This is a genomic window from Comamonas humi, from assembly GCF_054782535.1.
Genome location: NZ_BAAGSH010000009.1, coordinates 199842 through 226283, shown reverse-complemented (window position 1 = coordinate 226283; position 26442 = coordinate 199842). Strand labels below are relative to the sequence as shown.

Sequence of the window (26442 nt, the reverse complement as noted above, 5' to 3'; positions counted from 1 at the left end):
CTTCTCCAAACACCAAAGCCACCCGAAGGCGGCTAGCGTTTCAATGGGATGGGTTCAGACGGGAAATGCCCGCCAGAAGATGGAGACTGGCACCGAGTACCAGCCCTCATCCGGCATGCCACCAGCGATGGATGGCGTCTGCGCCAGTTCGATGCGATGGTTTCCGGCCGCCAGGTTCTGCACGGGAGCGAACAGCGTGGCCACACGCTCGGCCAGTTGCTTGGCTTCTACCTTGCCGCGGCCTGCGGGCCACACTACATCCACTTGAAAGATTCCTGGCAGTTCAGCAGGCCCGCCCTCGATGAACAGGTCACGCGGGTGGTTGTGCAGGTGGTGGACTCGCAGGTAGCCTTGGTTGGTGGTGGGCGTGTAGGCCACATCCTCCCAGGCAATGGGCGGCGGTGTCGCCAGGGTCAGCAGATGCTGCTCCAGGGCGGTTTCGATTGCAACGATGCTCATGCGCCCCTCACTTGGTCTGCAGCCTTCTTGACGGCCTCAGCGTAGTTCTGGACGGTCAACCGAACCATGCCCCCAGGGGCTTGCTTCGACCAGCCGTACTCCAACCTCTCCGCATACGGGAGGTTGTTCAGAATCCAGATGGTCTGCCCCGGCTTCCAACCGGCCACCTTTTCATTGAGCATTGCCCGGGCGCGCGCTCCTGCCTTGTCGGCGTCAGCGGACCTCGAAGAATCAGGAGCGCCCGTTGAGGTCACCCAGTTGTTTTTGAAGCGCCCAGTGTCGACTGGCGACCTATCGACCATCTCGCCGCCAAGTTCCAATGCGGCACGACGCACGACCATTTCAGCCTTGTCGCCGGCCTTCTTGCACAGAGCATTGAGGTCTTCAGCAAAGCCCATCACACACCTCGCAGTTGGAGCTTGTAGAGCACGGGAACGCCAGCAGGCGACACGACCTCGACGCGAACCACATTGAACGTCTTGGCGCTCACAGTCACAGTGTCGCCCGTCTTGGGCTCAGTCGTAATCTGCGGCGCCAGGAGCAAGCGCTGATCGCCATGCAGGATGTTTGTCCCGTCAATGGCGTTCTGCTTGTAGCCAAACAGCGCGCCGACACCCGGATAGTCGATCACAGTCGGTGTGACAGGCTGGCCGGGCACGAATGGGCCAGGAGGCCCGGGCCGATGCAGCGTCACCGCCTGCCCTGCCTCCTGGATGGACTCCAGGGCGCCCGCGGCGATTTCGTCGTAGTCGATTGCCATGGTTCACACCTCTCGCCTACAGGGCTCAGGCTTCCAGGTCATGCGCCTAGCTTTGATGGTGCGCTTGCCTAGTGCTATGGCCTTGAGCACCCGATGCCGCCCGTCAGCAATGGAACCACTCCAGTCCAACAAGATCGGGCAATCAAGATCGGCATCCATGCAGCGCTTCACATGACAGGCAAGGCCCAGCATGTCGCTGTCGTGCCATATTTTGTGGCCCAGGTCCAGCGCTGCCAATGGCACCTCAAATACCGGCAGGTGCTTGCTGTCATCAACAAGCTTTGCGACCGAGTACCAGCCACCATTGCCATCGCAGTAGTAGTCCTGGAGCGGCTCAGCTTCGCGGAATGCGACCTTGGGCGGACGGGTATCGCGCTTTGCCATGCCCTACCCCCTCACAAGTTTGATGTTCAATGCGCCGCCTGTGGTCATCCCTCGCAGCAGCGCATCAATCACCTGATAGCGCATCTGCCCGCCCTGTGAGCCTTCGGCCCACTTGGTGGTGATCTCATCCACCTTCTGTTCGGTCTTGATTCGCCCGTCAGAATCGCGGAACAGCTCACCCTTAGCCGCACGCCAAGCGGCTTCACAGCACGCATCCTTGACCTTTTGGGCCACCGGATCGAGATACTGCGGGTCGATGGTGTACTCGCCCAGGATGAACTGGGTAGCTCGCCGGAGCGCAACCTCCTGGGCCGGCTCATCTGCAGGCCAAGAGTGACCGAACTTGGTCATGTAAGCCGCCGCCTCGGTCAAGGTCACTAGGCTGTCATAGCCCTCAGCCGGGGCAACGATCAGCATGTGTTACTCCTGTGGCTGTGCGGGCTTGCGGCCACGCTTGGCAGGAGTGTCCTGCGGCTGTGCGGGCGTGATAGTCAAGGCGCGAAGCTCATCCGTGGGCAGGCTCTCATCGAAGTCCACGCCTTGCTCCAATAGAGCAGCGATGAGCATGGCCCGCTCCTCGTCCTCAGGGATCTTCCCTGCAGCAGCGCGCAGTTCTGCCACGGTGGCCTTCTTTGCGCCTTCGGGTTCGCCTTCATCTGCCGGGTTCTCGTAGCCCTCGGGCATGAAGGCCACATCGATGATCTGGAAGCCCTTGGCGCGCAGCTCTGCCTTGCGCTCAGGCGACACCGGATGCGGCTCGTACCAGACTTGCTTTTCTTTCATTGGGTTCTCCAAAGAAGAAGGGGCCGAAGCCCCTTCGATTACTTGGAAGCGTCGCCGACGGTGATCACACCGGCAGAAGCCTTGATGCTGTTGGCGACCAGATCCCAGTTGGAACCCGTTGCCAGTTCAGCATCGGTCGGGCTCTTGCCGCCGTTGGTGGTGTCCCAGGTGTAGCCCTTCAGGCCCAGGCCGAACGTGTAGTCGGCCTGCATCGTGGTCTCGATGCGATTCTTGCCGTTGTTGGTCTGGATGTTGGTGATCAGATCGGAGCCGTCCGAGACGACTGCGGCACCATTCACCAGGGACAGCACCTTCACCTTGTCGGGCGTGCCGGCGGTGAACAGCGAGGGCGCATCGGTCACGATGACTGCTTTGCCCAGGATGTCCACGATGGTCACACCGCTGAAGGTGAACAGCTTTTCAGCGTTGGCCAGGTTCTGACCGATCAGCTTGTGGTACATCGCGCCGGTCATGACCTGGGCGATGATGCGCGCCGATGCGTCGCCGAACTTGGCATGTGCCGTGTTGATCGCACTGTAGGTCACGCCTGCAGTCGCCGACACGTCGTTGGTTGCGCCGGCCTGGTTGGCGATGGCCGCCACCAGTGCAGCGATGGCCGTGTTCAGCTGGTCGGCCATGATGGCCTCGGACAGGTTGCGCGAGATCACCTCCAGGGCTTCCTCTGGCGACTTCTGCACCCAGGACAGCTGGCCCGGCTCCCACAGGATAGGCCCGAAGCCGCCGGCGATCTTCACCGTGTCGTACTGCTTCTGGGACAGCGGCGTAGCGGTTTGCGCGCCGTTGGCAGCGTAGCGATCCACGCGGCGCTGTGCGCTGTGGATGCCGGCCCAGAACGATTCCTGCAGGAAGTCGCCGTCGATGCCCTGGGTGGTCAGTTGGATGGAGCCGGCGGATGCGGCGTTGAACTTGGCCACGTCCTGAGCCAGGGTTTCGATGGTCGCACGCTTCAGGTACTCGTTGAATACCTTCATGTCAGACAGTGCCATGATTTGCCTTTCTCGCCTTCTTAGGCGTCAGATGTCATTTGTTTGATTGCGGCAAGACGGTCGGCTTTGGCGCCGCCGAAGTTGCCCTTTGGTTGTCCACCGCCACCCTGCGAACCCTGCGCGCCGGATCCAGAGGCCCCCGTACCCTTAAGGATGTGATCCTTGCCGGGGTACTGGTTGACCAGCATTTCCAGCGCCTCATCAAACCCGGCCAGTTCGCCGGGATTGGAAGCGCTGTAGAGTTTGTTGCCGTTGGCGTCCTTGGCGACGACCTTGCCTTCCTCGATGGCGAATGCCTTGCCGAAGTAGGCTTGCACCAGGTCAGGCGGAATCGCCAGCTTGTCCAGAGCGAATTTGGAGCGGGCAAAGCTGCCGCCGATCATCTCGGCGTAGAGCTGTTGCTCCAGCTTCGATGCCTGGCCTTTGGCTTCGTCCAGTTGGCCCTGGTAGGCTTTGCCGATTTCCGCCTTCACCTTTTCGATCTCGCCGGCATCCACCAGCTTCTTGGCATCGAGGTTGGCGACGAGCTGCAGGGCCTTGATCGCCTCTGCGGGGTCGGAGATGCCTTCAAAGCCCTTGAGGGACTTCTCTGCCGTCTCCGCACGCTCGCGGTGCGACTTGGCCTCAGCATTCAGCCGGGCAATGGTTTGCGTGGTGCCAACCACGTCGAAGGCCAGCTCGGAGTTGTCGTCCTTCACATAGACGGGCTTGCCGTCTTGAACAACAACATGGCCTTGGTCATCAAGCTTCAGTTTCATAGGGTGACTAGGCCATCCGGCCTCATTGGTTGCGGGTCATCCAACCCAGGAGCGCCCTCTGCCATCCTGCTTTGGGCATGAAAAAGCCCGCCAGGCTTGCACCGGGCGGGCTGGTTTGCGAGCCTTTCGGCTTTGTTCAGTAATATGGGTACAGAGCGGCTTCGTTGAGCCAGTCCATGTAAGCGCCCTTTGGCGTGGTGCCATTGCCCTCTTTGCCAAGGCCGGCGCACGACCAGCCACGACCGCTGCGACGGATTAAAGGTTTCCTCAGCATTTCTCTGTCCAATAAGAAAAGCCAGCGCTCAGGCTGGCTTGGGTTTATTTAACTGGCGTCGGCTTCGTTCGCCTCGGCTTCGGCTCTTTCACCGCCTTCACCTCAGGCGGCATCATCGGCGACCAGATGCCCTTCTTGTCGCAGAAGTAGCAGACCCGATCCTCGGTGACTGTACCGCGGTGATAGCGGCCGTTCTCGTCAATCCAGGCGCCATTCACCACGGTCATCGTCGCCCGACCGCCGCACTTGGCGCACTGAAGCGTCCCAGGTGGTCGATACCGGGCCTTGACGCGCTCCACCAGCGCCGTCTTTGAATCAGGCGGCGTTGGCGGGACTAGCGATAGGTGCTGCGGTTTGTCGGTCACGGCGCAATATTACAGCCCTGCGCGCCTGAAAGCCTCGGCATCCCTTTCTCGTAAGTCCGAGAGTGTCAGGTAGCGGCCCTTGTTGTCGTACAGGGATTCCATGCTCAGCTTGCCGTCGCGCATGAGTCGGGCTCGAGTTTCACCGAGCACATCCACCTGCCGGGCATAGGATTGCTCCTTCAACCAGTCGGTGTAGCTGGTCTCTTTCGGAACTTGTCCATCCATGCTCGCACGTGTGCGAGCACTAACTTCCACATCCGGAATGTCGATCCCAAGCTCTTTGTAGCTCTTGAGCACCGGCATCTGGCCGGAGCGGCAGCGCCAGTGCAGCCGGCCTGGCCCGCTGAGCCATGGCACCTTGTGCCCTATCGGCTTGTGCGAGTCAGGCGTGTACAGCAACCGGTCCCTGATGCGACACATCGGAGACGTGCGGAGATCGAGGGTTGAGCTCCACTGAACTGCCTTCAGCAGGTCCGTATTCGCCTGCATCACGTTGTCCTGCGCCACTCCGGCAGTGTGGGCCAGCGCAGTCCTGACGACAGCCTCGATGTCGCGCCTGTCTTTCTGGATCAGCCCATCTGCGTAGCCCTTGGCCTTTGTGCCTCGAATCTCGCTGACGATTTGATCGGTCGTTCGACCCTCAACAAAGCCTTGAGCGATAGCCTGGCGCACACGCTTCAGCTTGCCGGCATCCAAGTCCTTCCACACGTCCCGCAGCAGCACGCCTTGGAATGGCCTGGACAGCGCTGCAGCATAGGCTTGCTCTGCGGATACCGCAGCCACATGCACCGCCACGGGCAAATGCGTCTGCAACATCTGCTCCTGGTAGCTGACCTCGTAGGGGACGAATTGCTTTAGTTCCTCGGACAAGGCCCGGCCGATCTGCGCATAGGCCTCGCCGTTCAGCGACCAGATGGACGTGAGCAGCGATTCCAGCCGCTGCATGGTGAAGCTGCCAGCGTCCATGCTCTCCAGCCGGGCAGCCAGTTCAGCCATGAGCCGCTTGTCTGAGCGGTTCAACAGGGCGATGATCCGCGCCACTACGCCATTGTCATACCGTTGCAGCGCCTCCATGTGGCGGATGGCTTCGGACTGGATCAGGTCATTGACCGAGGCCATTACTCACCTCCGATGGTTCCCAAGGCTGGCCCATCAGCGTCTGCAGCAGCGACTTCCGCCTCAGGATCAATGGCAGGATCCAGCGTGCCGCGACGCTGCATTTCTTTGATGCCGGTAGTCTTGGGCAGCCATCCAGAATTGACCATCTGGAACACCAGCTGCGCCGAGGCATCCGACAGCGTGGCCGCGCCGAAGTCCTTGAACAGCGAAACTGAGCCGCCCTCACCAGCCTTCAGCCAATCGGCCGTGAACTGCAAGCACTGGTCTAGCGCGTCCTCGAAGTCCTCCGCCAGACTCTGCAGGCTGGACTTGTTGGCCTCGGCGTCGTTGCTTGCCTCGGTCGCCGTGCGCTGGCCGGGCTTCGCTACCAGCAGTTCAGCGCCGGTCTGGATCATCTGTTGCTCAAGAGCTTCCAGCTCCGACCGCCCTACCTCGATGGACTCCGCCGAGCCCTCCACAATCTTGGCATCCGCATCCTTGGGCAGGCGCACAGCCATGTCCGAGGCCACAGTGATCTTGTCATCGCTGGTCAGGCCCGTGAAAACCAACAGGCGCTTGCGGCAGAACCGGGCTGATTCGTCCTGGTCGCTCTGCTGCTGCCAATGCTTGACGTTCAGGTAAGCCAGATCCTTGAGCGGAGGTCGGCTTTCCATCGGACCGATGGGGTTGGCCAGCAGGAAGACGAACGGGATTCGGTCCAGCGTAGTTGTGCCACTGTCTGCCAATGCCCAGGCGCCCTCACCTTCGCCACTTCTGCGCCAAATCTCCCACGACCCTGGGCGCAGCACGCGGACTTGCTCGACGTTCTTGCTGCCGTACTCCCCGTCTTCTTCCTCAACAGTCTCCAGCAGCCGGAGCATTACCAGCTGCAGGCCATTCGCTCCTTGGGCGAATCGCGCCCCCAGGATCTGGCCGTGCTTGTAGTGCACCCAGTAGGGCCGCGCTCCCATACGCTTAGCGTCTGCCAGCGTCTTGGCCTTGCCGTCCGTCTTGGTGTGATCGACCAAAATGCCGCCGAAGCCATGGCTCACCATCTCGCGGAAGGCGCGGAAGGCGAACGTGTGCAGGGACGAGCCCTTGTCATCGATGCTCGGCAGCAGGTCTTGCACCTGGGTCGGCACCTTCTCGGAAAGCGTGACCTCCTTGCTGAACGGCTTGCCAGCCATCACTGCGAGCGTGCGCTCGAATGCCGGAAACAGTGTGGATGTCGCCTTGCGGTACTCGTAATCGTCGCTCGACTCCCGCGGCTGCCGGGGGAGATACTTCTTCCCGGCGGCCCGCATCGCTGGCGTGCCACCGAGCAGCGCATCGATTACAGCCCAGTCGGCCTGCATGCGTGCAATCAGTGCATCTACTTCGTTGACCTGAGTTGCCATAAGAAAACCCGCTCCAGTTGCCCGGGCGGGTTCGGTTTTGTTGTTGCTTACCAGCGGAACTGCTGGACAGTGGCCACCTTCTTGACGATGGGCCACATGTGCGCGATGGGATACCCCGCTGCGTCGATCACGTGATCCACGCCGCTAGACTTATCAGGCAGCCCGTTCTTGTCATATGCCTGCTGCTCCAGAGCTTCAGTCAGCTTCGGGCAGCGCAAGGTGTTGACCCTCAGGCGGCGGATGCCCTCGCCATTCAGGATCAGGGCATTCACGGCATTAATGCGGTCGGCCACCGCTGGGTTAGAGCCATTCACCCGAACCGTCAGCCCGTGCTCTCGAAGGATCGATAGGTCTGACTCGCTGGCGTTCTTGCTGCTGCTGTTCTGTCCTGAGGCATCGGGGTACACCGTGACAGCGTGGCCCTTGTCCTGGTAGCGCTCCTTGAACAGGCGCGCCATATAGGGCGTGTCTCGCCCATCCGTGATCTCATCCACTGCCACCGGCCAGCCATCCCGCAGGACATAGGCCACTGCAGCCATGTGCAGGCGGTTGAAGTCCATGCCCAACATGACCGGCTCGCCTCCCTGCAGCGAATCGAAGCTGTGATTCAGCCTGCGGTCGAAGTCGGGGTAAACGCTGCCGGAGGTCAGGTTGACGAACATGCCACGCAGGTACGCGTCGATCAGCTGCTTGGGGTAGCTGTCGAACAGCGACTGGATGTAGTCGGCCGGCAGGTTCTTCGCGTTCTCGAAGGTGCTGGCCTGAATCAGGCCGTACAGCTTCGCCAGTTCCGGCTTGTCTTGCAGCGCCTTGACAAACTGCTGGTGCGTGAACTTGAACCCTTCCGGAGTTGTTGTCACGTCCACGCCGTTCTTCAGCCCGTCCACCTTGTAGCGCATCCGCGCGATGATCTTGCGCCAGGCCTGCTCAGCCTTTTGCCTGGTCATCACGTCCAACTCGTCCACCAGCGCTTGGCCGATCTTGAAGCCAACGATGGACTCAGGCCGGTCCATGGATCGGCAGATCACGGTCGTGCGGTATTGCCGACCGGAGTAGAGGTGAACCTCCTTGTTCGACTCCCGGATCTCAGTCCTCAGTCCCCAGTCGTGCGCCACCTCCTCAATGGTCGGAAAGAAGATGTCTCGAATCTGTGGGTAGCTCGGAGCGAAGTAGCCGGCGTTGATGCGCGGAAACTCCCACGCATGCGCCGACAGACCAGAGCACCCCACCCAGGTCTTGCCTGAGCCGAACCCCGCCACGAAGGCGCGGAACTTGTGCGGCAGAGCGAGGAAGCGAGACTGGGGAATGTTGAGGCGCGGGCTAACCGTCTGCATCGGCGCTTGCGTCCTGCACCTGCACGACGACCCTCACAGGCTGGGGAGCATCGCCCCCCTTGCCATCACCATCCAAAGGCTTGCGGTTCACGTACATGTCGCCGCACTCCTTCGCCGCCTGCTCCAGCATTTGCAGAGCCAGAGGCATGTTTTTCATGGACTCGGCTTTGGTGACCATGCGTTGCAAAACCCTCAAGCGATAGGAGCGCTGTGCAATTGGTATCTCCGCAGCCTCACGCTTGAACCCCTCTCGAGTTGCATGGAATAGGTCGCGCCACTTCTTGGCCAAGTCCTTCCCGGCCACCTTGGTCGGGTCGTAGCAGCCAACATGGCCGCGCTCAAGCACCGTGCCAAATTCCTCTTTGACCGCCTCAACCACCTGTGTCGGCGTGTCGTAGCAGGCCAGCGCTTGCACAATGAAGCGCTTTTCCGCCTCACTGAGCTTTGCCATATGCGGGCTTTCGTATAAAGGAGGTAAAGGTTATGCCGCAATCCGTATACAGGTGCCGCATGCGTGAGCGATGTTCCCCATCCGCAGCTCTGGGCCAGCGTTCGCAGCCTCCACAAGGCGTTGCACCTCGCCAGATGGTCCGTAGCGCTTGACCACACCCACGAACTCTTCGACGTCGTGCCCGCGGATCTTCAACTTGGGCACTCCGTCCTTGGTGAACTTGGGACTGCCGAACTCATCCAGAGCCTGGGCGACGTGGTAAAGCTCATGCTCCACCAGGGCACACCATTCGGCATCCGAGCACTGCGAACAGTAGGCCGCATCCAAGGTGATCATGAATGCAGGCACTCGGCCGAACCAGTCATGGAACTGCTGCTCCTGCCGGCCCTTCTGCCAACCACCTGATCGAATCATCACTTCCTCAGCCTGACCGATCACGGTCTTCATGGCCTTGACGAATCCGCCGGGCGCCCAGAGGAACACCAGGTCAGCGTCTATCAGGTGCGCATGGTCAGGGTTGTGTATCCCACCATCCTCGGCCAGGATTTCGCGTTGAACCCACTCGGCTACCCCATCAGCGGGGGTGTAGCGCTCCAGACCCATCGGGGGATATGGGCGACTGCCGATCAGTTCATCAGCCCTCGGCTCGGCCTTCTTTGGCTTTGCCATAGAATCACCATATGTTACAGAATCTTATGATTAGCTTCGCCCTTATTGTGAGTGCGGCCGTGCTGGGCGGCATTCTGTTTGGTGTGGCAAAGCTCTTCTGGCCAAAGAGTGAGAAGGCTCAATCAGTGGCATTCTGGATTTGGGCTGCTGTCTGCGTTGGATCGTTTGCCATCATGTATGGCGGCGGGCCGATTGATCCATCAGCAACTTGGCGCCGCTAACTCCCAACGTCCAATACGCTCCCTAACCGCATCAACGCGCCTTGCTGAGGGTCATCGATACGCCGCAATTTCCCTCATCGGCCTACCCACACGGGCTGAGGGATGCCGTTCGCTGTACCAGCGCCTAACAGCTTGTGGTGGAGATACCCACGCGATCAAACCTCTCTCGCGTGGCCCGGGCTGGCTCCGGGGTCAGATTCTTTGATTCAGAGGGCGATTACTCGCATGGCGTTACCACCCTCGGTGACAGCGGTCAGCGTGTTGTCGATGGAGCGCAGGCGATCAAGCACCTCGGTTCGCCAAGCTGTGTCTGCTCGCTCTTTCGCGAGCTTCTCGCTGGCTAACCGAATGTCTCGTCGCCAGTCGATATAGATTTGCTCCAGCGATGGAGCGGCATCCGCCTTGGCGTTCACCTTGTCCAGCTTTTCTGCAGCAGCCTTCGCGTGCCGAGCATTCTCAGCAGTGGCCGCAGCAATAGCATGCACACTCCCTTTGAGCTCTGCCATAGAGAGCCGCAATTCCATTGACTGCTCCAACTCCGGACACAGCCACAAGGCCAGCTTCTTTCTGATGCTCATGGCTATCTCCAAAGAGGTGCCGCCACGCAGGCCTAGCATCCCATTGCGCAAAGGCATGTGGTTGGGGGATGCGCCTGGTGGCGGCGAAACTGATTACTGGCTGACCAGCCTGGAGCGCAACTCATAGCCCATCAATGGCCACAGTTCCTGCCGAGCGTTCTCAATCGCCACGCCCTCGCCAATCTCCGCGTTGTCGTTCTCAACCGACACACTGGCAGACGGACGCCCCGTGACGGCGAAACCGCTGCGCGTGGTCAGAACAGCCCAGCGCAGGATCTGCCCACTAGGCGCCACATGCTTCACGATCTCGGTGTGCACGATGTTGGCATTCAGATCGGCCAGGGTGACACGCGGCGCGGTCAGCCCCTTCGCTTGAATTTGTTGCTCAATTGCGTCGTCGTTCATGTCGGCCTTGTGATGCGGAAAAAAGAAAGCCCCGACTGCGTGAGCAATCAGGGCTTGGGGTTGGTGAAGAGCTTTGGCCCAGCACCCAGTCTTGTCGAGGGACTATTCGGGCGTGCTTGATCATCTTGGGCCTGCCATGGATTCCATGGGATGTTCCAGCTGAATCAAGGGAGACCTAAGTACAGCCCAAACTGATTCATGATCAAACTAACGCAGACTGCACGTTACCACAGATTCAGGCGGGCTACAAGCATTTATTGCAGAAGCTTAAACATGCGCCCGCCATGAGCCGAACGGCAGGTCTTCACGTAGTCGATCAGGATCTGTGCCGTCCTGCAGGCGGGCTCCTTGCGGAAGCGCTCTCCCCTGCACTTTGGGCAGGTGTGCTCCTTGTCGTTCTTGGTGATGACGCCCTTGGCATTGCAGACCTTGCAGCGGGGGTCCATCAACCACTGGATAGCGGCCACGATGGAATCCGTCCCGCCGGGCAGTTGGCGATCCTGCACCACGCGCAGCAGTCCTGCATAGACCCGCAGCATGTCGTCCTTGGTCGGCTTGGAGATCAAGCGCAGGTAGTGGGCGGCCATGTTCCGGGCGCTCATGCCGCTGGCTTTGATTACGTCGACCTGACCCAGGCAGTGCGATTCATCTGCCAGGCAGGAAGCCAGGGTTGCGGACAGGTAGCGTTCTTCAATCATCAGGCTCTCTCTTTCTTCAGTTCCTTGACCTTGGCTTTGTAGTGATCGCGGATTCCCCGCAGATCCTCGGCAGTCCATTTCTTGATGGCGTTGTCAGCCTCCAGGGCCTCGACGGCTTCCAGGCCGATCCTGGCTATCAGTCCAACCCGGTAGTCGACCGCCCTGCCAGCACCCCAGCGATTGCACTGCTTTCGTTGTGCATGAGCATTGAGTTCGTTGTACCGATGCTGGGGCGCGCTGCCGACTGAGCGGTAGTGGCCGCAGTCGTAGGCGCCGCCCACATCACCCTCACCCAGCGGCAGGCCGCAGCAGATGCATGGCTTACCAGCATCCCGAATACGGATGAACTCGTTAAAAGCGGCCTGCGCCTCTGCCTTGAGGGCTGGAAGCGTCTTGATAGCCTCTTTTCGGGTGCGCACCTGGGCGCGCTCCTCCGCCTTGTCCTGCTTCACCTTGCGGGCGGCGCAGCGCGGGGAGCAGACGGTTTGCATCGGGCGGGCCGGAACGAAAGAGTTACTGCAGGCCTTGCATGGGCGGGGCTTGGGGTTAAATGACTTCATCGGCCCTCCAGGTCATAGAACGTCACGCCCAGTTCCGAGGCGGCATAGGCTTCCACCTTGGCGCAGAACTCGGAGAATTCGGCTGTCGTGAGGTCGGCGCTGCTTTTGCCGATGACTTCGCCATTGGGCAATTCCTCGATGCCGATGAACATCCTTTTGAAAACTTCGTGCCAGCTCTCAGCGCTGTACAGCCTGCCGTCTGGTGTGGTGGCTTGTTGCGCGATCTGGGACAGCACACCGTTTCCCCAATAACGCCTGTTCTGTGCCTTAGTGCGCTTGCGGCGGGTGACTGTCAGAACCCAACGACCGCTACCCTGTAGGACGCTTCCCAGGAAAGGGAATAGCAGCTCCCTCAGCGCCACCTTGGTCTGCTGTCGATTGAACAGGTCGATTTCGAGGCGCTCAGCCATGGCTCATCTCCTTCACTGGAAGGGTGAGCATCCCCGTGGAGCCCATGATCTTGTCCAGCTCCTCAATGGCGCGGCGCGTGTAAACACACGCATCTAGCTGCTCCTCGTACAGATGTTGCAGCCATGCGCGCAGCTCGAGCGGGTTCTCCGCCACGGTCGTGCCGTATTTACCCAACCCGAACTCCTGGCGGCGAGCGATATCAGCACATACCAGTGCTTCAATTCCGGTTGCGGCCTGGGTGCCTTCTTCGTCTGCCGAGTCAAGCAGTCGGTCGATGAACTCCTGCGGATTGCAGTAGCGGCAGCCATCGCCGGTGGCGCGCTGGGCGAAGGTGCATTGGCACTTGCTCATACAACCTCCTTCACCAGCGCAGGAGCCCAATGCAGGGTTTCGTCTTCGCCATCTCCACCTCGGAGCGGCTTCAACCATTCATCGGGATACCATCCCTCGGCAGCCATATCGGGCTGATGTACCTGTCCCCACTGAACCTCGCGGGGGAATGCAACATGCCATCCGTCGAGCAATCGCCCAGTAGGAATCTCCCAATAGCTATTACCGCGAGCAACCACTTCGCACACCTTTCCGGCATGCTCGCCCTTGATGCACAACGCGATGTCGCCTTCCTTGCAGTTCATTTCGTGACTCCTCGTTGATCCTTCGCCCATGCAGCCGCGGCTTGTGCGCCCTGCTGCAGGAACAGTTGGTTGAATTGCTCGACCACAGTGGCCGGTGCTTTGTGCTTGCAGTCCTTGGGGCAGCGGGGATCGGTTGATCCAGCAGCGCTGTCCAGGCTGGTGCGGCAGTAGCCGTAGTTGATGAAGCCAGGGCCTCCAGGCGGCACATCTGCCTTGCTGCACGGGTACGAAGCGTTTCCGTTACCGTGGACAGGGCTGGGGGACTGGCTTAGGGTGTTGTCAGCGGGCATTCCACTCTCCCAAACCAGCAAGCGGGCTGGAGTAGTCCCGCCACATCGTTCCCTGGCGGATACCCTTGATGACGCTCACGTTCACGCCATAGTCGGACGCCAGCGCCTTGCTGGTCTTGTCGCTCAGACGAATCTCCATGGCCTTGTCCATGGTGAGCTTGGCATCAGGACTGGCGCGCTTGGCTGCAGCCACCTTGGCGCAACGAGTCGGCGATGACCACGCTCCGCGCTTTGCGGCCCGCATGGCAACCTTCTTGACGGTGGACAGGCGCAGATGCTCAGGGTTGCAGCAGCCGCGCTCCTCACATTTGGTGGCCACCGGTTGGCGAGGGGCCGCAGGTTCTCCCTTCAACTCCTGGACAACGCGGCGCACCAGTACGCACTTGCCGTCGATCTTGATGATCGGATAGCCATTGGAGTCCGTCGCATTGCGCCAAATCCAGCATTCGCCGACCTCATCACAGCGGTCGTAGATGGTTTTCAGAGTGACTTCAGCCATCACCAGCGATCCCCATACTTGCGCAGGAAGTCGCCACGGAGCGTCACCGCATGGTCCTGATGCTTGCTCTGGTAGCTGCAGTTCCAGTCGTCCTGGGTGCCAGCGATCAGAGTGCCAACCTTGATGATTGCCCCGCTGGGCAAGGTGAACATTTCGCCGGTCATGCCATGCCTCCAGGGACGCTCATCTCCATGGGTGCCATGCCGGGGCCAGGAAGGTACTGCTGGCTGGCCTTGTCGAACCACAGGCCGATGGTCCCTTCCCATTCGCCATTGCGCTGCTTGTCGCAGATCAGGAGGCAGTCCGGCTCATCGGCCTCGACCAGCTTCCCCTCCGCCTGCTTGCGCTCCTTCGGCTTGTTGCGCCACACGGCGATCACGTTGTCCACCTGGTCGGTGATTGCACCGGTCCCCTTGAAGTCATACTTGCCAGGCTTCTGGTCTTCGCTCGCGGGCTTCTTGATGTGGTGAACCAGATGGATGTGGATCGAGTGATCGCGGGCGATGGCAGTCAGCTCATCAACGAATGCCTTCTGGCCGTTGTAGTCGTCTTCGCCCTGCACGCACTTCATCAGGCTGTCGATGAACATCTGGGTCACACCCAGCTCCTTGGCGCAGTAGCGAGCCACAGCACAGACTTGCTTGGCAGTCACCGTGCCTTGCTGGTCGTAAAGCCACAGGCGGTTATCGGTCCAACCCTGAAACTCGCCATAGACGTTCACCAGTGCTTTGGTCGCCTCAGCGCTGCCGGCAAATGCAGGGTCCATCGGGTTGTAGCCTGAGAACTGCCGCGCCATCCGCTCCAGCGTGCGAATGGGCTTCATCTCGAACGATGCGATACAGCAGCGCTCACCCTGGGCCAGCATGCCCAGCGAGACAAAGCCCGTCACCATGGACTTGCCGTTGCCGTTGGCGCCACCCCAAATCGTCACCTCGCCCGGGCGGAACTGGAACAGGCTGTAGGTCTTGCCCCAAGGCATGTACCGGTGGTTCGGCCGCGGTGGGTTGCGCAGCCGGTCGATCAGTTCCTGCACGTACATGCCGGCAGGCTTGACCTTCTGCATGGGCTCCGTCTCGCGTTCGTACTGCGAGAAATCGATATCGTCAGGCGTGAGAATGAAGCTCATCACCAATCTCCTTCGTGAAAAACAGGTGGCCCTGGTCCAGGATTGCAATCAGCAGCGCTGGCTTGATGCGCTTGATGACGTTGAAAATTCGGGTGGTCCGGGAATCGCTGCGAAAGCCGTGGATATGCACGTCCAGGCCAACCAGAGGCCGGAAATCCACTTGCTCCGGCACATCGGCTTCATCGAGCTGGATTTCGGCGTAGAAGCGCCCCTGGTCAAAGCGATTCGGCTCGTCTTGCCAGCGCTCGGCATTGAGGATGGACAGCTTGTCGCTGGCATCGGTCACGAATGCGGCGGCTGGCTTGTAGCCCAGGCGGCGCATCGCTCGGAGTTCGTCCATGCCCCTCATACGAACGTCCCCAGCGGTGACGATTGCGTTACTCCGCCGTCCGCCACTTCATCGTCAAAGCGGCCCTGGTTGAGCCATGTCGCGGGGTTGGGGATGTACTGCCCGCCGTCCTTGCGCCACTGCTCCGACTGCGCCTGCGCCTTGATCGCCGCCAACAGCTTCGGCATGTCGCCACGGGCGAACTTGCGCTGGTCGAACTTTTTGCGGGCGGCGTCCTTGCCTACTCGCTTCGGGTACGCCTTCCAAAATTCGTCAAACAGGGATTCGCGCAGTGGCGTGACGCCGCCCTCCCCCGTCACGGGGGTAAGGGGGTATTCTTTATCTTTATCTTTATCTAGCGTGACATTGCGTGACTCAGCGTGACATGCTCCATTTTCAGGAGAGCCAGAGGTCAGCTTTTCGCGTTCACGCTGCTCACGCTTCCTCTGAGAAGCAGACTTTGCGCCAGTTTCATCGTCGCCTGCATCTTCCCTCTTAGGCTGCCGCTTGGACCATCCAGAGAGTTCGCCAGCGGACAGCACGCGGCCCTCCATGGCGGTCAGAACAGCCTGAATCTCGTCTTCTGTCACATCGAGTGCGCTTGCCAAATCTTCTGGCGTGACATCTACGTGACCGCGCGTGACGTTGCGTGACGCATCAACCAGAAGATGAAGGTACACAGCCTGCACCAAACACAGGGGCTGCTTTGCGTGACGCGCGATCGTGCGCCACTTCGGATCGGTGGGCATGTCGTGCCACAACCTGAGCCATTGGTTGGCCATTTACGCAACCCCCTTGTCAAGCTGTTGAACCATCTTTAGAATTGCGTTCATCTTTCGCAAAAAGAAATAGGCTCTCTCTCGGTTGCCGCCGAGGTAAGCCGACATGAATAGATCGCCTGCTCGCTTCGCCAAAAGCCGCAGGCGTTTTTCTTTGGGGCTCATGCCAGGCCCCAAATGACTTCCCGGCCGTCCTTGCCCTTGGCCACGACCTTTCCTTCGCGCTTGAGCTGCGTGAAGACGTTGGTGACCGTGCCGACGTTCGCATTGATGGACTCAGCCATCTCCGACGAAGTGGCATCACCAAACAGGCGCAGGCGCATCAGCACGAAGTCGGCCGTCGTAGCAGCCTTGCGAGGCTTCTGCACAGGTGCCGCAGGCATGGATGCACGGCGGGAGAACAGCGCCAGGAATCGTTGGATCAGGTTCATTTAGATGCTTGCCTTTCGTAATGCTTGGATGCGGAGTCGGTCTTGTTCGCCGGTCTGGCGGTTGGTGATTCGGTAGCTCTGCTGCCGAGGACAAGGGGCTGTGTTGGTGGTTACCTTGGCCTGGGGCAGCTTCAGGGCGATGGAGTGGGTTGGAATGCGGAAGGCGTTCATAGCAACTCTTGAGTTACTCCTTGTTGTCCGTCCAGAAACGGAACAGCTTTGCGACTGGGTTCAATCGACCCTTGGCGCGAAGCTGTGCAGCGTGTTCGAGGAGCATTCGTTTGGCGGCCTCATCGAATGAAACCCCATCCTTCTTTGCTCTCGAATTAATAGCTTCCAGCTCTTGATTCGTCGCGGTAGACAGGTCAAGAGCAGTCTCGGTGTGATGCATTGGTATCTACATAGGTTTGGGAGGTTGAGGAAAGGCTGGCCGCGGCTAAGCGGCCATGAGGGAACCAAAGGCGTTTCTGTCAAGCCGACGATGGGACAGAGAATTCCGTTCATGACGCTTCTGCCTAGCAACCTCCAGCAAGATCTCGCGCAACACAGCCGACGGCTCACCGCCGCCGTATTCATCGACCAGGAAGTCGAGATCAGCCTGTTCCGTTTCGTTGGCGCGGAGCATGCAACTGGGCTTGCGAACAAGAGCACGGTTGCGGTACGTCATGTTTTTCTCTTTCTCTCGGTGGTGGTTGAAACTGAATCTGTTGAAGATGGGCTATGCGATCCCGATCAGCGGTGCCTGGTGTGTGTTTGCCCAAGGAAGTGGGATCGGGGTGCCTGCCCTGCCTTGGGCTATGCTGGTGGTGACGAAACCTTTACCAGCGACCCCCTGGAGGGCAGACAAAAATGCTTGCTGAGCTTTCACAACTCATCCCCGTTGGCAGTGCCATCAAGAACATTGCGACCGCTCTTGTCAACGAACGCGACGGCCAAAAACTTGCGGCCCTCAAGATCGAGCTCACGGACAAAATCCTCGATCTCCAGACCAAGCTGCTTGAGGTACAAAGCGCCGTCGTCCTTGAAGGTGAAGCCCTGCGTCTCGCTAAGGAGCGCGTCCGCGAGCTGGAAAGCAGCGAGCGGGAAAAAGCCCGCTACGAGCTTGCAAAACTTGGCACTCTTGGGGATTTCCTCGCGTATCGCCTTCGTCCGCAAAGCGAACTCACGGAGCGACAGTCCGAGCCCCCGCATTTCGTCTGCCAGACGTGCCTCGAGAATGGCAAGAAGAGCGTTCTCATCCACAACGGGTACGGGCACTTCAGCTGTCACCTCTGCAGGGTTCAGCACCAAGCCTTCCCTGATGGCAGAACCTACATCCCGGGACGCGGCGTCGTTGAGCCTGGCAGTTGATGGAACTTGGCCATGCGCGCGGCAGAAGTCAGCGACTGCCACATCGAAGTCCGCTAGCTGCGGCCACACCAACTGCTCAACGAGCACTGCGTTGTCGGCAGCGGGGATCGCTCGCTCGCCAGTGGAGTCGGCATCCATTGCAATAGGCCGAACAACACAGCCGAACCCACGTGAGCAGATCGGCGTAACGGCGTCGGCCTCGATGAAGTTGACGCGCACGCAGGATGCGCAGCTGGTGGTTGCCGCAGCCTTCTTGCAAGCGTCAAGGCGTGAGGAAGTCGTGCTACGCAGCATCAGCGGCCTCCTGCTGGGTGGAGGGGCGAGCATCAGCGGAAACTGCCAGCTCGGGCCAGATCAGCATCCAGTCGTCGGGGCGGAGGTCGCGGCGGGTTACGGCGCCGGAGGTAGCTTGTTCGATAGAAAGGCAGCGAGCCACAGGCACAGGGCGGAGTCCGTTGGCCCACTGCCCAATGAGCTGAGCTGGGAGCCTCAAAGATCGCGCAAGCTCAGACTTTGTGCCGCGCGCCATAGCCGTGTATTCGCTTAATTGCATGAGTGCATCTTAAGCGAATTTCCAGGATCAATCAAGCATTGCGCTTATTTGTTGATCTTAAGCGTTGCGCTTCCAATCGGAATCATGAAACTAGTAGCAACTATCCGGCGTGAGAATCTTGACATCCTGGCTTCCGAGCATGGAACCATGGAGCGGGTGGCAGAGATTTCTGGAGCTAGCCCTGTCTACCTCAGTCAGATCAAGAACCAAACGCTAGACCTCAAAACAGGCAAGCCAAGGCAGATGGGGAACATCACTGCACGCCGCTTGGAGAAGGGCTGCAAAAAGCCAGAAGGCTGGATGGACACTGAGCACTCTCCGGACGCTACAACGCCACTACAGGCGGTTCAGCCTGTTGTAATCCCCAGCCTTAGCCCGACACCAATCCCCGGGCAGCCATCAATCAGTGTTCCGCTTCTTGCCAATTCAGGCAGCATGGGAGATGGCGAGAATGAGCTACATGAAGACGTTATTGTCGGCCAAATAGAACTTGACCAGGGATGGGCGCTTAAGCGATTTAGAGCGGCTCGTCATGGCGCACTGCGCTTCATACATGCTTATGGCGACAGCATGTTGCCCACATTTTCAGACGGCGACATTCTGCTAGTTGATACGGAGGCCAGAGACCCATCGGGTGCCGATGGGGTGTATGTACTAAGAACCAGCCGGCGAATATTCATAAAGCGCGTAACGGAGCGCTATGATGGATCAGGATGGGATATAACCAGCGATAATCCAGCAGTAAAAACAACTGGATTATTAAATGGAGAGTCGCAAACTATTGTGCTTGGCCGAGTTGTATGGGCGTGGAACGGTCGAAAGCTATAGGAATAAATTATGAATGGAATTCTGATAATTGCAATCACCGCTTTGGCTGCAGCTAATGCAGCCGCGCAAGCTAACGCCCCAAGCAAGAAGGATTTTGACAAAAATCCTTTTGATGCATCTATAACAAAACTGGAATCAGGGTATCGAGGCCATAATTGTTATGCCGCAGCAACTGCTGTAAAGAGGCTTAATCTCAAAAAAGACGAGTTTGAGTCAACCGAGAAGTATAAAGATCGCATTGCAGGGCTGGCTTCAGAGCGGCTTGTGGGCGGAACTTCCCTCGATAGCACGCTTGCATTTAGACGTAATGGAAAACTTCGTCCGGATATCAAATATGACGCCGACAGTGAAACCTTGACTGTTGAGATAGGAATTAGGCAATCATCAGCTTTTGCTGGAGATGGAGCCTTGAAGGTATACAACTGGGAATCGGTTGAAATATCTGAATCCAGACCAAGATACTACAAGGCTTCAAATGCCTTTGGCGCCACTGTCAGGGTTGAAGAACTACGCTTCAAGACATGCGCCATTGCGTTCGCAAATCAAGGCTTTGATAGGACGCGCAGCATCTTTATTGCTACCAAGGGCGTCACGCCAGAACAAGCGCGGAGAGCAAAGACAAATTCGGATATTTATTATGCAGGGAAATTGACTTCTCCGTTCCTGGGACATGTAAGTGATCCGAGTCCCGCCACCATCTCTGACCCAGTTGATGTCAATTGGGAAGGGCCTGCACTAGTTTTTAACCTTCAACAGGTCATTGTGGCTGATCGAGGAACCGGCGAAATATTTGCTACGAAAGAGATTTCAGAATAGCAAGCCAAGGCCGGCGCCAAGGACTTTTGAGGGACGCATACAGAAGGCACAAATCAAAAATACGAATAACAATCCACTCAAGTTGAAGTTTGCAATTAACACTGCATATAATTAGTAATTATGACCGCATTCAAAGAGAAAATATCCGAACTAGAATCTGCTGAGTTCAAGGTAGTCAAAGGGCCTAACTATACATCTGCACATGTTGACAAGGTCGCCGCAGCAAAACTTGGGTCCAGAAAATCCCCATCCACCTCACCAGAGTTTTCGTACTCACTAACATTCATGGCAGACTCGCTTGTTCCAACAGGAACTAATAAAGACATGAATTTTTCAATGGAGAGAGTGGCGCTTGGGACATATATATTAAATAGATCGCAAGTAGAGAATCTCGTAAAGGTTCTGCAGAACTATCTTGAGACACCAGAGCAATGAGCAATGAGCAATGAGCAATGGCAGAATGAAACTGTTCTTGGTTCCAGACAAGAGTGATGACAAGCATCTAACAATAACACAACAGAACACGAAGGAGCCAAGCGACTTAAATAGAAAACTATATGAGACAATTTGCGATGAAGCCGGATTACCAATTGAACTGAGCAATGGGGAAAATGACCACATATATAAAGAGGCCAGTCACACCAAAGTTTCAAAAGACGGATACAATGATTCAATGACTACCTCCCCCTCAAGAGAGGAAATTCACGCCAAGCTAGAGGCGGTTGAAGCGCGCATGGATGGACGCGTGGCGAACATGTCTGCCAAGCTTGATGCGACGCTGGTTGAGATGCGTGCTGACAGAGAGACAAACAACATCCGCGCTGCCACAGTGGTCGCAGCAATTGAGGCGATGAAGACCAACCTCGCGGTTGTCAGCCAGGATGCCAAAGATCAGTCAAAGAGCGTAAAGGCCAATGTGTGGACAGCGGCAGTGGCAATCATCTCCATAGTGGGAGCCACCTTAGCGATTGCCATCTCGTCTTTTGACTCTGGCAGAGAGACTTCAAAGAACATTGCTGAGGCTGCTGCGCGCATGGAGAAGCTACAGGCGGCCCTGGAAGCAAAAGTCAAGCAAGAAGTACAGACTTCTCAGGTGCCCGTGTCGCCGCGCAAGTGATCTTCCCCTCGCCTGCATACCGAGCCCGCCCCGAGCGGGCTTTATTCTGCGCACACACCTGTACAAACATCCAGCCATAGGCGATACTGGATACTGTGTTTTTAAACAGTACAGGAGTGTTCCATGTCTTCCCTCACCGCTACCCTGCGCGACGCCCCAACCAAGATGACCGCCGAGGGCATCACCGCTGCAGAACAGAAGTTCACCACCATCCTGGGCAAGCAGTTCCCCAGCCAAGACCAGCTGCAGCGCGCCCACAAGGCATACCATACCGCCATTGACGGTGATGTGCCGCTAGGCAATGAGGCGCAGCGCCTGGCCAAGGCTTTCCATGCAGCGTGCTTGCAGGCAACCCAAGTCGCGCTCGGGGGCTACAAGCCTTCCGAGGAGACGAGGTTTGATGTGCGGGTGAGTTGAGGACGCGGCCATGACCAAGGAGGAACTATTTGCCAAGATGACCGACTCCAGCATGGAGATCCCTCGCGTGAGAGATGTTGGGCTGGTCTATGCAGCTTGGCTTGAGAAGGCATATGAGCACTTGCCAGATCGACTGCGTGAAGACGCCATCATGCTTGGCGCCATTGTGAACACTCGAAGTTCCAGGCTTATACCTGTGCTCAAAGAGGAAGATGTTGACGCCTGGCTTGCCTATTGCGACAAGGTGTACGGGAAACCAAAGGCCAAACAGCCATCATCCTAGCCAAGCCCGCAGCCGCGGGCTTTTTTGCGCTGACTCTCTGCAACAATGTCCGAGCCTGCGTGATACTTGAACCATGGACAAACAAACGCAAAGCGGACTGGAATCGTTGGGGCTTGCGGTAACGCCTCGGCCGTCCAGGAGGTTGGCCGATCTAAAAGGCGCGCAGGTTGCAGATGACCAAGCCATTCCGCCAGTCGAGCAGCCAAAAGACTATGGTTCCGATGAGCGGCGCCGACGCCTCCAGTCAGAATCCATTGCTCGCACAGATCTTCCCAAGCCGGAGGCGCAACCTCAGACCTATTCACTGAGGGCGGAACGAATACGTGAGTTGCCAGATGAGAAGCTGATGCAGTACCTGACGCGCGAAAGCGTGCCGCAGGACGGCATCCTCGATGAAGGCGCGAAGATGGCCATCACCATGGAGTTGATGCGCCGGCAGTCGGAAAAGCTGCAGCCAAAATCGTGGAGGCACGACAGGAACTACTTGGCCGCGCTCGCTGCCGCCGTGTTCGGAGCAGTAGCTACAGTCTTGGCGGCGTGGGACTTCTTCTCAAAGTAGCTGTATGCCTGCACTGCCAGCATGATGGCGTTTGAGAGCATCATCACTACCAAGCAGACATTCACTGTCACGAGCCATCTCTTAGGAACGAACAAGCAGCCTGGCGGGATGTAGCCCCACTCGCCGCGGTCGCGCTCCGCCCTCTCATGCGCCAAGCTGCTTCGACGCGCCTTCCATTGAGCCACCCATGAGGTGGCCTTTTTTTTGTCTTGGGTCTGGGTGGGCATGGGGGGATTGTAGCGATATGCATAAATACAACAAGATGATCGCTTAAGTTTCGCTTGACCATCTTTAAGCATTTCGCTTAAAATACACCCATCGACGCAACACAACCGCAAAACGACCCAGGCCTAGCGATACGGGGCCGAAGCCGACAGGAAGCAAAGGCAGGTCTAGTCCCAGAGGGGCGCAGCGAGTTGCAGAGATGGGCAAAGTGGCATCGACCGTTTCTGCTCTGGGTCTTTAAAAAGAGAGTGGTGAAGGGTGCGGAAGCATGTAGCTCATGCACCTTGAACTGGATCAGCCGCGCTGGGCGTGATTCAGCGTTGATGTGAGGTAGGGAAACCGAGCCACATTGTGGTCGCCAGTGACTGCCCAGCGGGAGATAGCGAACCCGCCCGCACCCTTCACCACTTTCTGGACCTTTGGTCATTAAAAACGAGGGCTACAGAGAGATGCGGAATGCCAGGGCTGACTGGCAGTCACGCGGATGACGAACTGACGATGCAGTGAGCTTGGCTGTAAGACAAGGTGGGTAAATGGCTGGTAAGCCAAGATCGTCAGATAAAGCTGGTGGACATCCCCATCCCGCGCTAAGCGGTGCCGCCTATACCGGTGATAGTTCATGCTGGGATCAGCTCCAGCCCGCATCTCTCTGTAGCTCTCCTGGTGTGATTTGGAGAGGCGGAATGCGCAGGCGATGCGCAACAGTGGGACACCTCTGCGACGGCGAGAGCCCGAACGAATTGCGGAACACCCCTGCTGGCGGAGTCGATGGACTTGAACAAGAACCGAATGCTGGGATCGCATCCAGCCCGCCTCTCCAAATCACATCAGCTCAATAGGATGAACAGTCGAAAGACCTGCCCCTGTGATCTGTCGGCAGAAGAAAAAGACAGCCCAAACGTCGAGAGGCGGAAGCCAGAACCAAACACTGGCAAGGGATGGCCCAGCTGGGCTAGATCAGAACAAGCACCACTTCGCGGCCTGAGCGGTCAATCAGGCGAGCTGGACGATGCCAGCAGCAGCACACGCCCGCAGTAGTGACGCGGGTTGTAGATCAAAGGACGTGCTGCGAGGCCCTTCGCAAGAGGGCTAGATCCGAAGCCTCCTGATCGGGGACTTCGGATCTAGGAGAAACAATGAATGCTCGCTACCCAATTGAAAAGCTTCGAGAGAAGCTTGCATACGACCCAGAGACGGGATTGTTGACATGGATAGAGAAAGCGCCTGGGCGCAGTAGATCCAAGTCAGCGGGAAACCCCAATGGCTCCGGCTACATACAAATTTGCGTTGATGGCACGCGCTTTAAGGCACATCGCGTTGCCTGGGCAATCCATTTTGGACAGTGGCCGTCTGGTCAGATCGACCACATCAACGGCAACAGGAGTGACAACCGGCTCTGCAATCTTCGCGATGTAAGTCCAGCACTGAACGCCCAGAACAGGCATGTTGCTACATCGGATTCGGCCCCAATGGGAACAACGTTCCATAAACGTGACAAGCGCTGGATCGCGCAGATCTACATTGATGGCAAGCAGACGCACATAGGCAGTTTTGACACTGCAGATCAAGCGCATGAAGCGTATCGGCAAAGAAAGCGGGAAATGCACCCCGCTTCAACATTGTGATTCACAAAAAAGGCGTTTCCCTAACGGAGACGCCTTTTGTTTTTGAAGGGGTAAACCATGTCACTCATCCTCACCAAGGAACAAGCAGAAGCCGTCTACAGCGCCATGTGCGCGCTGAACAACGTGAGCAGCCTGCTGCGCAATGTCGAAATGAAGAACCGTCACGGCCACACCATCCAGGTGCGCGAGAACGCGGACGGCAAAGTAGTTGTGACAGTCAACACCGGCGGAATCGTGTTGGACAGCAACATCGAATTCCACGCCGACCAATCCGCCTTCGCCACCGCCTACGGCCTGCAGTAACCCACAGGAGAACCTCATGACACCCGCACAGAAACTGAAGTTGGCCATCTTGATGAAAGCCGCATCATGGGGAGAGATAGCTCTGCCCGAAGAAGTCAACGCAGACAACGTAGATGCTCTCTATGACGAGCATGACATTGACTACGGCCTGCAGGACGCCCGCGAGGAGATTCGGAACACAGGCACCTTGACCAACATCGAGGACCAAACCCCATGGGCTCGTGGCCTTTCTGACTTCGAGAGCGAGTCACTGGCAAGGCAGGCTTCAGATGGATCCTGGGTCGGCTGGACACGCTGGTACGGTGGCGGCAAGTATGCCGAACCCAGCTCCATCCCATGGATTGAGCACGCCTACGAACTGACCTGCGAAGAAAAGCAGGTGACCGTGACTCAGCGCACCTTCACCAAGATCTGACCCCGGCACGCATCCGGGTCAAACCAGGAAAACAGAGATGAGCAGACATCCCTACACACACGCGGCGGACTTCATTCGCGCTCTTGGTCCTGTCAATCGCGAAGGTGTCGTGCTGAGCCGATCCGATGCGGCTCAGATTCGCCAGGGCATCGCCAAAGCACTCGGCACGGATGACAGCATCACCACCTGCGACTGCTGCGGCAAGTCGAATCTGAAGTGCACCGTCACCATCGAGCTGGATGACGGCGAGTTGGTCCACTACGGCCAAGTCTGCGCGCAGCGCAACACGGGCAAGGATCGCAAGACGATCAACCGTGAAATTCGCGACGCTAAGCAAGCGGCAATCGCCGCAGCACAGCGTGAATTCATCGCCACTCCTGAGTATCAAGCGGAGCGCGAGCGCTTTGCCATCCGGCCTCGGAATCTGCTCGGCATGGAAGCTGTCGAGTTCATCCGCGAGGCACGCGATGCGGCTTGGACTGTACGAGAGCAGATCTGCGCGCGGCACGGCGTCGGCGTCTGGTCTCTGTCTATTTGAAGGAGCCCACCATGAACATTTACTACCGCGGCGTCGATGGAAAGCTCCATCAGTTCCAGATGGACACGGACAACCACCGCCTGGCCATCTACTGCGCCAAGCAATCGTTGCGAACGCTCCCCGCTGCTCAACGAAAACTTCGCCCCGCAGGCCCTGTGCTTGCGGTCATCAATGGCGGTGCATCGATTGCCCTGCGTGCCTAGCTCCCCGGCTCGCATCCGGGTCAAACCAGGAGAACAGTATGCTCGAGGCACGGGAACCCGTCACACGCCCATCCGCGGCGTGCTGCGCGAATTCAGCTTGGAAGGATCTCTCGCAAGGGATCGGCCCAATCCGCAGCTGGTATTGCAGTCGATGTGCAAGTCATGTCTACAAAGGTAGGCAGTACACAGCCAAAGAGTGGTCGGACTGGGTTGAGTCAGCAGTCGAAGACATGCCTGCAGCATGCCGCAGGTGCTCGAATGCCGAGCAATCCTCAGAGCACTACGACGCCTACTGGTGCAAAACTGCTGCCGACTCAAGGCAGTTGACGCTCGGCCATCAAAGCTGCCTCGCCTACATACCTCGCAAACAGCAAGCCAAGTAATTACGGAGATATGACGATGTAAGCGAACAGTGCCCGCGTGAGCCCATCACGCCCTGTGCCCGCAAGGTTAAGCGGGGCCATCAAGCATGCCCCTGTGTCCCTCGGGATAGAACGCGCGTTCTGACGG

General features: G+C 58.3%; 44 protein-coding genes. 13 read left to right on the top strand and 31 right to left on the bottom strand.

Translation table 11 applies throughout. The annotated features are described in order from the left end of the window. Window positions 1-54: 54 nt before the first annotated feature. The 14 genes from ACYVKR_RS12480 to ACYVKR_RS12415 all read right to left on the bottom strand — a co-directional run bounded on the left by ACYVKR_RS12480 (window position 55) and on the right by ACYVKR_RS12415 (window position 9739). Window positions 55-459, bottom strand: a complete 405-nt coding sequence (locus ACYVKR_RS12480; RefSeq protein WP_460481232.1) for a DUF4128 domain-containing protein — start codon at window positions 457-459, stop codon at window positions 55-57. Further along, window positions 456-857, bottom strand: a complete 402-nt coding sequence (locus ACYVKR_RS12475; protein ID WP_460481231.1) for an HK97 gp10 family phage protein — start codon at window positions 855-857, stop codon at window positions 456-458. Before ACYVKR_RS12475 ends, ACYVKR_RS12480 begins: the two co-directional genes overlap by 4 nt. Beyond that, on the bottom strand, window positions 857-1219 hold the full coding sequence (locus tag ACYVKR_RS12470; RefSeq protein WP_460481230.1) for a hypothetical protein: 363 nt from the start codon (window positions 1217-1219) through the stop codon (window positions 857-859). The genes ACYVKR_RS12475 and ACYVKR_RS12470 overlap by 1 nt, the downstream gene beginning before the upstream one ends. Before the next feature lie 3 nt (window positions 1220-1222). Further along, window positions 1223-1603 (bottom strand): ParB N-terminal domain-containing protein, encoded by a 381-nt coding sequence (locus tag ACYVKR_RS12465; protein ID WP_460481229.1) that lies wholly within the window; start codon window positions 1601-1603, stop codon window positions 1223-1225. A gap of 3 nt (window positions 1604-1606) precedes the next feature. Then, entirely contained in the window at window positions 1607-2020 is a 414-nt protein-coding gene (locus tag ACYVKR_RS12460) for a DnaT-like ssDNA-binding protein (protein ID WP_460481228.1), read from the bottom strand. A 3-nt stretch (window positions 2021-2023) separates the two neighbouring features. After that, window positions 2024-2386 carry a hypothetical protein gene (locus tag ACYVKR_RS12455; protein ID WP_460481227.1) on the bottom strand — a complete coding sequence of 121 codons (363 nt, stop codon included), beginning with the start codon at window positions 2384-2386 and terminating at the stop codon, window positions 2024-2026. 38 nt (window positions 2387-2424) lie between these two features. Continuing rightward, complete coding sequence (locus ACYVKR_RS12450) at window positions 2425-3393, bottom strand: major capsid protein (RefSeq protein ID WP_460481226.1); 969 nt, start codon at window positions 3391-3393, stop codon at window positions 2425-2427. Between the two features lie 20 nt (window positions 3394-3413). Further along, window positions 3414-4151, bottom strand: a complete 738-nt coding sequence (locus ACYVKR_RS12445) for a DUF6651 domain-containing protein (RefSeq protein ID WP_460481225.1) — start codon at window positions 4149-4151, stop codon at window positions 3414-3416. 318 nt (window positions 4152-4469) lie between these two features. Further along, the gene (locus ACYVKR_RS12440) at window positions 4470-4790 is read right to left on the bottom strand and encodes a hypothetical protein (RefSeq protein ID WP_460481224.1); all 321 of its coding nucleotides are present in this window, start codon (window positions 4788-4790) and stop codon (window positions 4470-4472) included. A 9-nt stretch (window positions 4791-4799) separates the two neighbouring features. Next, window positions 4800-5909, bottom strand: coding sequence for a hypothetical protein (locus ACYVKR_RS12435; protein WP_460481223.1), 1110 nt, complete (start codon window positions 5907-5909; stop codon window positions 4800-4802). Then, complete coding sequence (locus tag ACYVKR_RS12430; protein WP_460481222.1) at window positions 5909-7285, bottom strand: DUF4055 domain-containing protein; 1377 nt, start codon at window positions 7283-7285, stop codon at window positions 5909-5911. The genes ACYVKR_RS12435 and ACYVKR_RS12430 overlap by 1 nt, the downstream gene beginning before the upstream one ends. Window positions 7286-7332: 47 nt before the next feature. Continuing rightward, window positions 7333-8619 carry a terminase large subunit domain-containing protein gene (locus tag ACYVKR_RS12425; protein ID WP_460481221.1) on the bottom strand — a complete coding sequence of 429 codons (1287 nt, stop codon included), beginning with the start codon at window positions 8617-8619 and terminating at the stop codon, window positions 7333-7335. Beyond that, window positions 8606-9070, bottom strand: a complete 465-nt coding sequence (locus ACYVKR_RS12420) for a DUF2280 domain-containing protein (RefSeq protein WP_460481220.1) — start codon at window positions 9068-9070, stop codon at window positions 8606-8608. The genes ACYVKR_RS12425 and ACYVKR_RS12420 overlap by 14 nt, the downstream gene beginning before the upstream one ends. A gap of 30 nt (window positions 9071-9100) precedes the next feature. Then, entirely contained in the window at window positions 9101-9739 is a 639-nt protein-coding gene (locus ACYVKR_RS12415) for a putative metallopeptidase (protein WP_460481219.1), read from the bottom strand. A 26-nt stretch (window positions 9740-9765) separates the two neighbouring features. Between ACYVKR_RS12415 and ACYVKR_RS12410 the strand changes: the two genes are divergently transcribed. After that, window positions 9766-9960 (top strand): hypothetical protein, encoded by a 195-nt coding sequence (locus ACYVKR_RS12410; protein WP_460481218.1) that lies wholly within the window; start codon window positions 9766-9768, stop codon window positions 9958-9960. Window positions 9961-10166: 206 nt separating this feature from the next. On the opposite strand, the gene ACYVKR_RS12405 is transcribed toward ACYVKR_RS12410, so the two are convergent. The 17 genes from ACYVKR_RS12405 to ACYVKR_RS12325 all read right to left on the bottom strand — a co-directional run bounded on the left by ACYVKR_RS12405 (window position 10167) and on the right by ACYVKR_RS12325 (window position 18579). Next, on the bottom strand, window positions 10167-10538 hold the full coding sequence (locus ACYVKR_RS12405) for a hypothetical protein (protein ID WP_460481217.1): 372 nt from the start codon (window positions 10536-10538) through the stop codon (window positions 10167-10169). 93 nt (window positions 10539-10631) lie between these two features. Continuing rightward, complete coding sequence (locus ACYVKR_RS12400; protein WP_460481216.1) at window positions 10632-10943, bottom strand: Gp49 family protein; 312 nt, start codon at window positions 10941-10943, stop codon at window positions 10632-10634. A gap of 254 nt (window positions 10944-11197) precedes the next feature. Then, complete coding sequence (locus ACYVKR_RS12395; RefSeq protein ID WP_460481215.1) at window positions 11198-11641, bottom strand: hypothetical protein; 444 nt, start codon at window positions 11639-11641, stop codon at window positions 11198-11200. Further along, window positions 11641-12201: a recombination protein NinG gene (locus ACYVKR_RS12390; protein ID WP_460481214.1), complete on the bottom strand. Its 561-nt coding sequence runs from the start codon at window positions 12199-12201 to the stop codon at window positions 11641-11643. Before ACYVKR_RS12390 ends, ACYVKR_RS12395 begins: the two co-directional genes overlap by 1 nt. Then, the gene (locus ACYVKR_RS12385) at window positions 12198-12611 is read right to left on the bottom strand and encodes a NinB/YbcN family protein (RefSeq protein ID WP_460481213.1); all 414 of its coding nucleotides are present in this window, start codon (window positions 12609-12611) and stop codon (window positions 12198-12200) included. Before ACYVKR_RS12385 ends, ACYVKR_RS12390 begins: the two co-directional genes overlap by 4 nt. Further along, on the bottom strand, window positions 12604-12963 hold the full coding sequence (locus tag ACYVKR_RS12380; RefSeq protein ID WP_460481212.1) for a hypothetical protein: 360 nt from the start codon (window positions 12961-12963) through the stop codon (window positions 12604-12606). The genes ACYVKR_RS12385 and ACYVKR_RS12380 overlap by 8 nt, the downstream gene beginning before the upstream one ends. After that, window positions 12960-13247, bottom strand: coding sequence for a hypothetical protein (locus tag ACYVKR_RS12375; RefSeq protein WP_460481211.1), 288 nt, complete (start codon window positions 13245-13247; stop codon window positions 12960-12962). The genes ACYVKR_RS12380 and ACYVKR_RS12375 overlap by 4 nt, the downstream gene beginning before the upstream one ends. 279 nt (window positions 13248-13526) lie before the next feature. Further along, entirely contained in the window at window positions 13527-14036 is a 510-nt protein-coding gene (locus ACYVKR_RS12370) for a hypothetical protein (protein ID WP_460481210.1), read from the bottom strand. Then, window positions 14036-14200: a hypothetical protein gene (locus ACYVKR_RS12365; RefSeq protein WP_460481209.1), complete on the bottom strand. Its 165-nt coding sequence runs from the start codon at window positions 14198-14200 to the stop codon at window positions 14036-14038. Before ACYVKR_RS12365 ends, ACYVKR_RS12370 begins: the two co-directional genes overlap by 1 nt. After that, complete coding sequence (locus tag ACYVKR_RS12360) at window positions 14197-15162, bottom strand: P-loop NTPase family protein (RefSeq protein ID WP_460481208.1); 966 nt, start codon at window positions 15160-15162, stop codon at window positions 14197-14199. The genes ACYVKR_RS12365 and ACYVKR_RS12360 overlap by 4 nt, the downstream gene beginning before the upstream one ends. Further along, window positions 15140-15502, bottom strand: coding sequence for a hypothetical protein (locus ACYVKR_RS12355; RefSeq protein ID WP_460481207.1), 363 nt, complete (start codon window positions 15500-15502; stop codon window positions 15140-15142). Before ACYVKR_RS12355 ends, ACYVKR_RS12360 begins: the two co-directional genes overlap by 23 nt. A gap of 5 nt (window positions 15503-15507) precedes the next feature. Continuing rightward, window positions 15508-16272, bottom strand: coding sequence for a hypothetical protein (locus tag ACYVKR_RS12350; RefSeq protein WP_460481206.1), 765 nt, complete (start codon window positions 16270-16272; stop codon window positions 15508-15510). Then, window positions 16273-16434, bottom strand: a complete 162-nt coding sequence (locus ACYVKR_RS12345) for a hypothetical protein (protein WP_460481205.1) — start codon at window positions 16432-16434, stop codon at window positions 16273-16275. Next, on the bottom strand, window positions 16431-16700 hold the full coding sequence (locus ACYVKR_RS12340; RefSeq protein WP_460481204.1) for a hypothetical protein: 270 nt from the start codon (window positions 16698-16700) through the stop codon (window positions 16431-16433). Before ACYVKR_RS12340 ends, ACYVKR_RS12345 begins: the two co-directional genes overlap by 4 nt. A gap of 436 nt (window positions 16701-17136) precedes the next feature. After that, the gene (locus ACYVKR_RS12335) at window positions 17137-17367 is read right to left on the bottom strand and encodes a hypothetical protein (RefSeq protein WP_460481203.1); all 231 of its coding nucleotides are present in this window, start codon (window positions 17365-17367) and stop codon (window positions 17137-17139) included. Between the two features lie 197 nt (window positions 17368-17564). Continuing rightward, window positions 17565-18344 (bottom strand): hypothetical protein, encoded by a 780-nt coding sequence (locus ACYVKR_RS12330; RefSeq protein WP_460481202.1) that lies wholly within the window; start codon window positions 18342-18344, stop codon window positions 17565-17567. Next, on the bottom strand, window positions 18334-18579 hold the full coding sequence (locus ACYVKR_RS12325; RefSeq protein ID WP_460481272.1) for a YdaS family helix-turn-helix protein: 246 nt from the start codon (window positions 18577-18579) through the stop codon (window positions 18334-18336). The genes ACYVKR_RS12330 and ACYVKR_RS12325 overlap by 11 nt, the downstream gene beginning before the upstream one ends. A 108-nt stretch (window positions 18580-18687) precedes the next feature. On the opposite strand from ACYVKR_RS12325, the gene ACYVKR_RS12320 reads away from it, so the two are divergent. The 12 genes from ACYVKR_RS12320 (at window position 18688) to ACYVKR_RS12265 (ending at window position 25932) form a co-directional block, all read left to right on the top strand. Further along, the gene (locus tag ACYVKR_RS12320; protein ID WP_460481201.1) at window positions 18688-19431 is read left to right on the top strand and encodes a S24 family peptidase; all 744 of its coding nucleotides are present in this window, start codon (window positions 18688-18690) and stop codon (window positions 19429-19431) included. A 9-nt stretch (window positions 19432-19440) separates the two neighbouring features. After that, window positions 19441-20247: a hypothetical protein gene (locus tag ACYVKR_RS12315; protein ID WP_460481200.1), complete on the top strand. Its 807-nt coding sequence runs from the start codon at window positions 19441-19443 to the stop codon at window positions 20245-20247. A gap of 120 nt (window positions 20248-20367) precedes the next feature. Further along, a complete protein-coding gene (locus tag ACYVKR_RS12310) occupies window positions 20368-20682 on the top strand; it encodes a hypothetical protein (RefSeq protein ID WP_460481199.1) in 315 nt (104 codons plus the stop codon). Between the two features lie 25 nt (window positions 20683-20707). Then, window positions 20708-21364: a hypothetical protein gene (locus ACYVKR_RS12305; protein WP_460481198.1), complete on the top strand. Its 657-nt coding sequence runs from the start codon at window positions 20708-20710 to the stop codon at window positions 21362-21364. Window positions 21365-21487: 123 nt separating this feature from the next. Continuing rightward, window positions 21488-21781: a hypothetical protein gene (locus ACYVKR_RS12300; RefSeq protein WP_460481197.1), complete on the top strand. Its 294-nt coding sequence runs from the start codon at window positions 21488-21490 to the stop codon at window positions 21779-21781. A gap of 10 nt (window positions 21782-21791) precedes the next feature. Then, the gene (locus ACYVKR_RS12295; RefSeq protein ID WP_460481196.1) at window positions 21792-22064 is read left to right on the top strand and encodes a hypothetical protein; all 273 of its coding nucleotides are present in this window, start codon (window positions 21792-21794) and stop codon (window positions 22062-22064) included. A 73-nt stretch (window positions 22065-22137) separates the two neighbouring features. Continuing rightward, window positions 22138-22623: a hypothetical protein gene (locus ACYVKR_RS12290; RefSeq protein WP_460481195.1), complete on the top strand. Its 486-nt coding sequence runs from the start codon at window positions 22138-22140 to the stop codon at window positions 22621-22623. 1361 nt (window positions 22624-23984) lie between these two features. Next, window positions 23985-24473 carry an HNH endonuclease gene (locus tag ACYVKR_RS12285; RefSeq protein ID WP_460481194.1) on the top strand — a complete coding sequence of 163 codons (489 nt, stop codon included), beginning with the start codon at window positions 23985-23987 and terminating at the stop codon, window positions 24471-24473. A 57-nt stretch (window positions 24474-24530) separates the two neighbouring features. Continuing rightward, on the top strand, window positions 24531-24776 hold the full coding sequence (locus ACYVKR_RS12280) for a hypothetical protein (RefSeq protein ID WP_460481193.1): 246 nt from the start codon (window positions 24531-24533) through the stop codon (window positions 24774-24776). A 16-nt stretch (window positions 24777-24792) separates the two neighbouring features. Further along, window positions 24793-25191, top strand: a complete 399-nt coding sequence (locus tag ACYVKR_RS12275; protein ID WP_460481192.1) for a hypothetical protein — start codon at window positions 24793-24795, stop codon at window positions 25189-25191. Window positions 25192-25228: 37 nt separating this feature from the next. Beyond that, complete coding sequence (locus ACYVKR_RS12270; protein ID WP_460481191.1) at window positions 25229-25729, top strand: hypothetical protein; 501 nt, start codon at window positions 25229-25231, stop codon at window positions 25727-25729. 11 nt (window positions 25730-25740) lie between these two features. Next, window positions 25741-25932, top strand: coding sequence for a hypothetical protein (locus ACYVKR_RS12265; protein ID WP_460481190.1), 192 nt, complete (start codon window positions 25741-25743; stop codon window positions 25930-25932). The last annotated feature ends 510 nt before the right edge of the window (window positions 25933-26442 follow it).